At 55.2% G+C, this 6608-nt stretch carries 8 protein-coding genes; 2 read left to right on the top strand and 6 right to left on the bottom strand.

Annotated elements, in window-relative coordinates; translation table 11 throughout:
- Nucleotides 1–288 (bottom strand): cation transporter (locus ACXJJW_RS10630; RefSeq protein ID WP_456475723.1); only part of this gene is annotated, 288 nt, incomplete at its 3' end.
- 229 nt (nt 289–517) lie between these two features.
- On the opposite strand from ACXJJW_RS10630, the gene ACXJJW_RS10625 reads away from it, so the two are divergent.
- Complete coding sequence (locus tag ACXJJW_RS10625; protein ID WP_456475722.1) at nt 518–931, top strand: hypothetical protein; 414 nt, start codon at nt 518–520, stop codon at nt 929–931.
- 7 nt (nt 932–938) lie between these two features.
- Here ACXJJW_RS10625 and ACXJJW_RS10620 read toward each other — a convergent pair whose 3' ends face one another.
- Nucleotides 939–2180 carry a TiaS agmantine-binding domain-containing protein gene (locus tag ACXJJW_RS10620; protein ID WP_456475721.1) on the bottom strand — a complete coding sequence of 414 codons (1242 nt, stop codon included), beginning with the start codon at nt 2178–2180 and terminating at the stop codon, nt 939–941.
- Between the two features lie 70 nt (nt 2181–2250).
- Between ACXJJW_RS10620 and ACXJJW_RS10615 the strand changes: the two genes are divergently transcribed.
- The gene (locus ACXJJW_RS10615; protein WP_456475724.1) at nt 2251–3189 is read left to right on the top strand and encodes a transcriptional regulator; all 939 of its coding nucleotides are present in this window, start codon (nt 2251–2253) and stop codon (nt 3187–3189) included.
- Here the strand turns inward: ACXJJW_RS10615 and ACXJJW_RS10610 are convergent.
- Genes ACXJJW_RS10610 through lipS1 form a run of 4 tightly spaced genes read right to left on the bottom strand, consistent with a single transcriptional unit; the run spans nt 3161 to nt 6600 of the window.
- On the bottom strand, nt 3161–4186 hold the full coding sequence (locus ACXJJW_RS10610) for a radical SAM protein (protein WP_456475720.1): 1026 nt from the start codon (nt 4184–4186) through the stop codon (nt 3161–3163). The genes ACXJJW_RS10615 and ACXJJW_RS10610 overlap by 29 nt on opposite strands.
- Nucleotides 4186–4632, bottom strand: a complete 447-nt coding sequence (locus ACXJJW_RS10605; RefSeq protein ID WP_456475719.1) for a glycine cleavage system protein H — start codon at nt 4630–4632, stop codon at nt 4186–4188. Before ACXJJW_RS10605 ends, ACXJJW_RS10610 begins: the two co-directional genes overlap by 1 nt.
- On the bottom strand, nt 4633–5637 hold the full coding sequence (locus ACXJJW_RS10600) for a lipoate--protein ligase family protein (RefSeq protein ID WP_456475718.1): 1005 nt from the start codon (nt 5635–5637) through the stop codon (nt 4633–4635).
- A gap of 3 nt (nt 5638–5640) precedes the next feature.
- Entirely contained in the window at nt 5641–6600 is a 960-nt protein-coding gene (lipS1, locus tag ACXJJW_RS10595) for a LipS1 family lipoyl synthase (RefSeq protein ID WP_456475717.1), read from the bottom strand.
- Nucleotides 6601–6608 lie beyond the last annotated feature (8 nt).

Raw genomic sequence — 6608 nt, 5'->3', positions numbered from 1 at the left:
GCTTAAGGCATCTTCTATTCTAGTTACACACGAAGCGCATTTCAGATCCTTTATGCCGATTCGTACTTCAGCACCCCCTATCTTATAGCCGAGAGTTTCAATCTCTTTTACTATGTCGATTAAATTTATGCTCTCAGGGTAATATACCACAAATGCCTTCTGGTTTACGAGGTTGACTTTACCTCCTATTATGCCGGGCAGCCTCTTTAGAGACTTCTCTATCGTGGTTGCGCATGTGGCACATTCCAGGTTGACTATTGGCAGTTCTATGTGTAACGCGCCCTTCACCCCTTCTGGAACGCCAGTTGTAGCTGAAGGTATAATCCCCGTTTCCTTATCTTCCTTCAGAGTTGTTGCCTCCTGGTTATATTATATTGTTCCTGATACTTATACCCCACTCCGGATATCCATAATCAGTCCATCTTTGTCTCCGGACTCAACACTTTTATATTGTCCAGCCCATAATAAAATCCAGCCGGACGGCTGCATAACATGTCTGGAAGCGGAGGCATTGTCGATGATTCGGAATGGAAAAGATGGAATAATCCTTGTAATTGCCCTATCTCTGATTTATCTCATATTTTCCTATGTAATTTTCACCGACTTAGGCGATGGTTTGGTGAGATTTGTGTCTCTGTTCCTAATCATTCCGGTTCCGGGTATAGCCGCCTTCCTCTACGGCATGTGGAAGGGGAGCAGTCTTGAGTCCTTTCTGGTCGGTTTTTTGCCGGTTTTTATATTCTTTATATCAGGTGCGCTTTTTAGCGGTTTTGAATATGTTCCGCTCTTTTCTGGACTCTTTCTGGGCGCCTGCTCCGGTGTCATAGGGTACAGCGGAACTGTGAAAAGGCGTGGAGAGATGGAATGGATAGTTTTTGCAATCATCGGTGTGCTGCTGTGGATATTTGTGATGCTTGGCGGCCTGGTGTGACAATACCCTACGGGCACAGCACTAACGGCTTCGCAAGATGGCGTATGGCAATTGGCGGGACGCAGTATAGCTTTTCCTCAATGCTCCTCTCCACTCTTTCCATAACCTTCTCCTCGGCTCTCGTCTTGCAGCGCCTGCACCTGTAGCCCTGCCCCCTGCCGGCGCTCTCCATGCGCCTGCCGCACCTCTCACAGCGCGGGTTGGCAACCCTCTCCCTACTGAGCTCCAGCACCTCCAGCTTCTCCAGGTTAATCGTCCTGCTCTCGTCAACACCTCCGTACACCTTCACCCTGTCGCCAGGGATTAGGGCGTGCACCACATTGCGGAAGCCCTTGGTTGGTTCAAAGGCGGCGCAGGTAATCTCATCGCCGCGGGCATCTCTGAGCCGGAAGAAGACATGGCCTCCTGGTATAACCCTCGCCCTAGTTGCAACCTCTCCGCACAGGATAACAGAGGAGAAGGGCTCGACCTCCGCCACACGCGAAACCTCCTGCAGGTGAGCGTCTGTACCTTGGTTGGTTTTGAAGACGGCGCTAAGCGCAACCTCCTCTCCAGGCTCGACAATCTTCGCAGCCTCCTCCACCACCTGTGCATTAATCCCGCGGATGCCGAAGAGCACAGGGCAGGGCGTGTGAGGGGCGATAAGCATTCGCTGCTCGCGGTAATCGAAGTTGTTGAAGGTAAGGGGGAAGGTGAGGGCGTCCATCCTGAGCACCGACGCAGGGTCTAGGCTTCTAGGCTTGCCCCAGCGCTCTCTGGCACGGTAGGCAACGTACTCGTAGGTTGCATTGCTCAGCTCTGCGCCTATTGCTGCAAGGGCGCCCACAATACCCCTGCCCAGCTTGTACTTCAAATACTCGGCGCCGTGGGTGGTGAGGAGTCTCTCAGCCTCTTCAATCTCTGCAACGCGGTGGAGCGTACGTTGGTAGAAATCTCTAAATTCCTCTGGAATCTCACCCTCATAGAACACTACACCCGGATTGGTGTTCGGGTCGCTGAAAACAGCCAGCTCTTCAACGGCTCGCCTTGCGATGCGCTTTACCTCCTCACCCTTCTTTGTTCTAATCGTAAGCGCCACCGCAGCATTGCCCCGGGTCTTGTATTTGATGTTGGGATTGAGGCGCACAAGCTTTGCCTCTTCAACCTCACCCAGAGCAGAGAGACGCTTCATGAGCAGCGCAGCTATGTAGGTGGTGCACATCCCCTTGCTTGCGGAGTCCGTATCGTCGATGCCTATATGCAGGAGCATGTAATACTCACAGCAGGATAACGGGGGTAAGCGATTTATAGGAGGAGGAATAAAAAGAGATGCGGTGGAAATGCAGGAGAGGCTGAATTTATTCCTCAGGGTGCTGGAAATCTTTGAGAAGCGCGGCTTTGAGATTTCTGAAGCGTGCATATTGAGCAATGCTTGTTTTGACTTCTTTGCACGTCAGGGAGGGAAGCTTCTACTGGTGAAGGTGCTCGCTAACATAGACAGCCTGACAGATACGCAGGCAAAGGATATAGTTAAGGTGGCGGCAACACTCGGTGCGGCGCCTGTAATTGTTGGTGAGAAGAAGACCACTGAAGCGCTGCAGGAGGGTGTGGTGTACCTGAGGCACGGCCTAGCCTGTGTGAGTGAGCAGACACTGGAAAATGCTCTCGACAGCGAGTATCCCGCGCTGCTCTGCTACCGCGGTGGGTACTATGCAAGCATCGACGGCACCCTTTTAAAGAACCTGAGGAAGGCCCACAACCTGAGCAGACCTGCCCTCGCGAAGCAGGTTGGACTTTCGCCAAAGGCTATTTACAGGTATGAGGAGGAAGAGACGAGCGCCACCTTTGAGACGGCGTTCAAGCTTGAGGAGTTCTTCAGCACACCGCTGGTCAAGCCCCTGAACATCTTTCGTGTGCCCGGGCTGGGTGAGTGCGGCTCCCCCGCAGCCAATCTAGCGGTGCTTCGCAGTCTGGGCTTTGAGGTTTATCCCGTGCGGAAGGCACCCTTCTCTGCGCTTACAAAGAGCAGAGAGGCTGTGCTCCTTGCAAAGGCAGCGCGCTGCTGCTCCCGGGAGGTGATGGAGAGGGCGAAGATACTCAGGAGCATCGCCGAAACTGTTAACCGCGGGGCGTTTATACTGCTTGATTCCGGCAGGGTTAAAAACATCTCAGGCGTGGCGACAATTGCGAGGCGGGAGCTTGAAGAGCTGCAGGATGCGCGTCACCTGCTGGAGCTGATTGAGGAGAGGGCTACACAAGACCAAGGTGCCGGCGTATAAGTGCCTTATCCTCATCGTCGGGCAGGAAGGGGAAGTTTCTCAGCACCTCACTGGGGCGCTCATTCCCGTAGGGACGGTTGCAGGCCACCTCGCCGTCACCACCCCTGCAGCCGGAGGTCATAAAGGCTTTGCCCTCATGAATAACCTCTTCCAGCACCTCTCGGCTTACTCCAAAATCCACCACCTCGCCTCTGGTGGAGAAGCGCATATCCTCGTAGCGAGCCAGGCTGCGGTGGATGAGGTAGCGCGCCAGCTGCACCCTGCGGTACTGCTCAATACCCGGACGCTCGTGCTCCTGCATAGGCGAGCCGGCCTCGGGGTAGAAGGCGAAGAGGTGAGCCTCTGCGCCGGCATCGTAGGCGCGCTGCACCGCTGCCAGCATCTCGCGCTCACTCTCTCCCAGACCTACAATAAGGTGGACGCTCACATTGTAGCGCCCGAAGCACGAGACCGCCCACTCTACAACGCGCCAGTAGTGGTCCCACCTGTGGGGTCCACCTATACCACGCCCCCGGAGGGCGTCGAAGAGCTCTGGCGTGGCGCAATCCACGGCTATGCCGCACATGTCTGCGCCCGCTTCCCTGAGCTCAGCTACCATCTCCCTGCTCCTCATCAAAGTGGGCGAGATAAGCGTGGATATCGCGAGGGGGGTCTCTTCGCGGAAGCGCTTCACCAAGGTTACAGTATCTTCATAGCCCCTGCGGTGGGTTACCATGGAGATGCACACCCTCTCCAGGGATGAGCCGTGCTCATTTACGCGTGCGATTATCTCGTCCGTGGCGAAGGTGGGCCAGTCAACGCGGATAAAGGTTTTTTCGCTGAGCTTCACCCTCCTGCTCGACAATCCGCAGTAGGCGCAGCCTGCCTTGCAGCCGTCGGTATAGGTGAGCAGGAGGTTAATGGCCTTGAGCTTCGCTCCCCTGTAGAATCTGCCCGGGAAGAGTTTGAGGGTTATCGCCGCCGCAGTCGAGGTCTGCACATACTCAGGGCTCTCCACTACTCTTCCTCCAGCCTGGCTATCTCCTCCTCAATCCAGGAGGAAAGCTCCTTCCTGTCGCCGAGTAAATCCTCAAGCTCACCCTCGCCGGCGAGCTTCACCTTTACGAGCCACGCCCCGTAGGGGTCCTCGTTTATCGCCCTGGGATTTTCAACAACCGCATGGTTGACCTCGGTGATTTCACCGCTTACAGGGGCATAGAGCTTGCTCACAAACTTTGCTGATTCAAAGTTGCCGAAGGCTTCGCCCTTCTCAAGCTTTTTTACATTTACTGAGAGGTAGTTGAGATAACCAGCGCTCTCTGCGAGGAAGGCATCTATGCCTATGAGCGCTTCTTCACCTTCCCGCTTAACCCATAGGTGGGCATTTCTACCTCTGTAGTAAAGCCTGTCCAGAGGGAATTCGTACTTTTGAACCTTTAAAACCTGCTTGGCCTTGAGTTCCATTCAGCTACCTCCTGCGATAACTCTGGCTGCCTCTTCCACGTTGGGGTTATAGTCTAAGGTCTCTGTAAGGATATTTAAGATTTTCTCGTAGTTCAGGGGCGCAGCTTTAAGCGAGTCTTCAAGCTTGCTCAGTGGTTCATCACCCCGTGTGGCCCTGACCCAGGTTAGCCTGCCATCTCCGCGCTCTGCGATTATCTCCACCTTGCCGATGGTGGCAAAAACCAGGTAGCAGCCCTCTGCGATTTTGAGCTCTCTGCCCTTAGCCTGCCTGCCCGGCATTTCCAGCCATTCGGGGGAGAGGTACTCCTTCTCCAGGCTGTGCATCTTGCGCTCTATCTCGGGCGTTATCTCGGCCTCTTCAAAGCCTCCGAAGAGTTCTTCGAAGTTCTCAATCAGCAAGCTCTTCACCTCCTCGCCTGAGAAGCTGCCAAGCTGTTCCCTGAGCGTTGTGAGCCTCTCCTCCATAAGCTCCCTTGCCCTTGTCCTGAAGGCCTCGCTGGGCAGACGCAGCACGCGCGCCATCAGCTCCCGGTTGAAGTCGAAGAGTATGCTGCCGCTCAGTACCTTGCAATCGCCTACCAGACCTGCGCCGTTGCCAGAGATCTTCCTTCCCTCAACCACTAGGTCATTCGCGGGCCTGTAGCTTGCATCTAAACCGAGCTGTCTGTAGGTTGCGATAACCGGCGCGAGGAACTTCCTGTAGAAGGAGTCGGTCTTCACAGGGGTGTGAGCGCTGTCCCTGTGGACAATAACATGGTAGAAAAGCTGCTCACTGTCGAGGAGCACTATGCCTCCACCTATCTCACGCCTGAAGTAGGGTATCCCCCGGCTGCGCATATAAGCCAGGTCGAGCTCCTGAGGGGTGTTGAAGAGCCCCAGGGAGACATAGCACTGCGAGGCGCGCTGCACCACCAGGGCCTCTATCCCCAGCTTGGCGAGAGCATGGTAAACAAGCTGGCTCTGCTTCCAGGACATAAACCCAAGGTCAAAAAGCTTCACCGCCATGTCCTACACCAGCGTACAGCACATCTCAGAGAAGCTTAGCTCAAGTCCGCGCTCCGCAGCGTGGCTCAGAGCCTCCTCAGTGGGATAGGCGACTGTATTGATGCCTGCGTCTATCGCAAGAGTCTCTATCTCGGCCTTGGCTTTGGCGGGCTTTGCGCAGCCCAGGTTGAGCTTCGTGCGGGGATTCAAAATTCGTGCAGTTGCAATGAGCCTTGCAATCTCCCGTGGCGAAGGCGGGGCAATGCCCTCGAAGGGCGTGTCGTACATGGGCGAGAGCACCACTATAACAATAACCTCCGCCCCTGCCTTTGTAATCATGCGAAGGGCCTCGTACTCACCGCGAATTTCACCGCGGTGCAGCCCCACCACTATGTGCGGGGCGATGCTCATCTCCTCCCGCCTCAGACTCTCAAGGGCCTGAAGATAGTCTTCCGGCTTTTTGCTGAGGTGGTACACCTCCGAGATTGTTGTCTCGTCGCCTATAATGTCGAGGAGCACCTGCTCCACTCCTGCTCGCTTTAAGGCGCGGGCATCCTCCTCGCCCACCAAACCAGAGTGCACAATAACCCTCAACCCCATCTCTCTCAGCTGTTTTATCGTCCGGGTGAAGCGGCGCAGTGGAACCCTGCCCTCGGTGTCAGCGCCGCCGCTTATCAGCATGCCCTCACATCCCTGTTCCACAAGCCTCTCCCCCAGGGTGAGGAGTTCCTCCTCACTTGCTACGTGGTGCATACTCTCCAGCAGCTTCCCCCTGCAGTGCTCGCACTTCAGCGAACATGCGGTGCCAGTGACACTCACATTTACAAATCTTCGGGGCGAGTTTTTAAATCTGGCAATCTCATATCTCTTTGCGCTGGGCGCAGAGACATGGAGCACATTCTCAAAGTTGCTCTGCCTCAGCTTCCAGGCTCTGTCCAGAAGCTCTTCAAGAGGCATTTCCCTGAGTTCTTCAATAGAGGTCATCGCCAGAA

The organism is Candidatus Pyrohabitans sp., from assembly GCF_054014795.1.
This window is presented reverse-complemented; position numbering and strand designations above follow the sequence as displayed.

Coding starts and splice junctions, on each gene's coding strand:
- ACXJJW_RS10625 (WP_456475722.1), top strand. CDS start 518: ATGATTCGGAATGGAAAAGATGGAATAATCCTTGTAATTGCCCTATCT.
- ACXJJW_RS10620 (WP_456475721.1), bottom strand. CDS start 2,180: ATGCTCCTGCATATAGGCATCGACGATACGGACTCCGCAAGCAAGGGG.
- ACXJJW_RS10615 (WP_456475724.1), top strand. CDS start 2,251: ATGCAGGAGAGGCTGAATTTATTCCTCAGGGTGCTGGAAATCTTTGAG.
- ACXJJW_RS10605 (WP_456475719.1), bottom strand. CDS start 4,632: ATGGAACTCAAGGCCAAGCAGGTTTTAAAGGTTCAAAAGTACGAATTC.
- ACXJJW_RS10600 (WP_456475718.1), bottom strand. CDS start 5,637: ATGGCGGTGAAGCTTTTTGACCTTGGGTTTATGTCCTGGAAGCAGAGC.
- lipS1 (WP_456475717.1), bottom strand. CDS start 6,600: ATGACCTCTATTGAAGAACTCAGGGAAATGCCTCTTGAAGAGCTTCTG.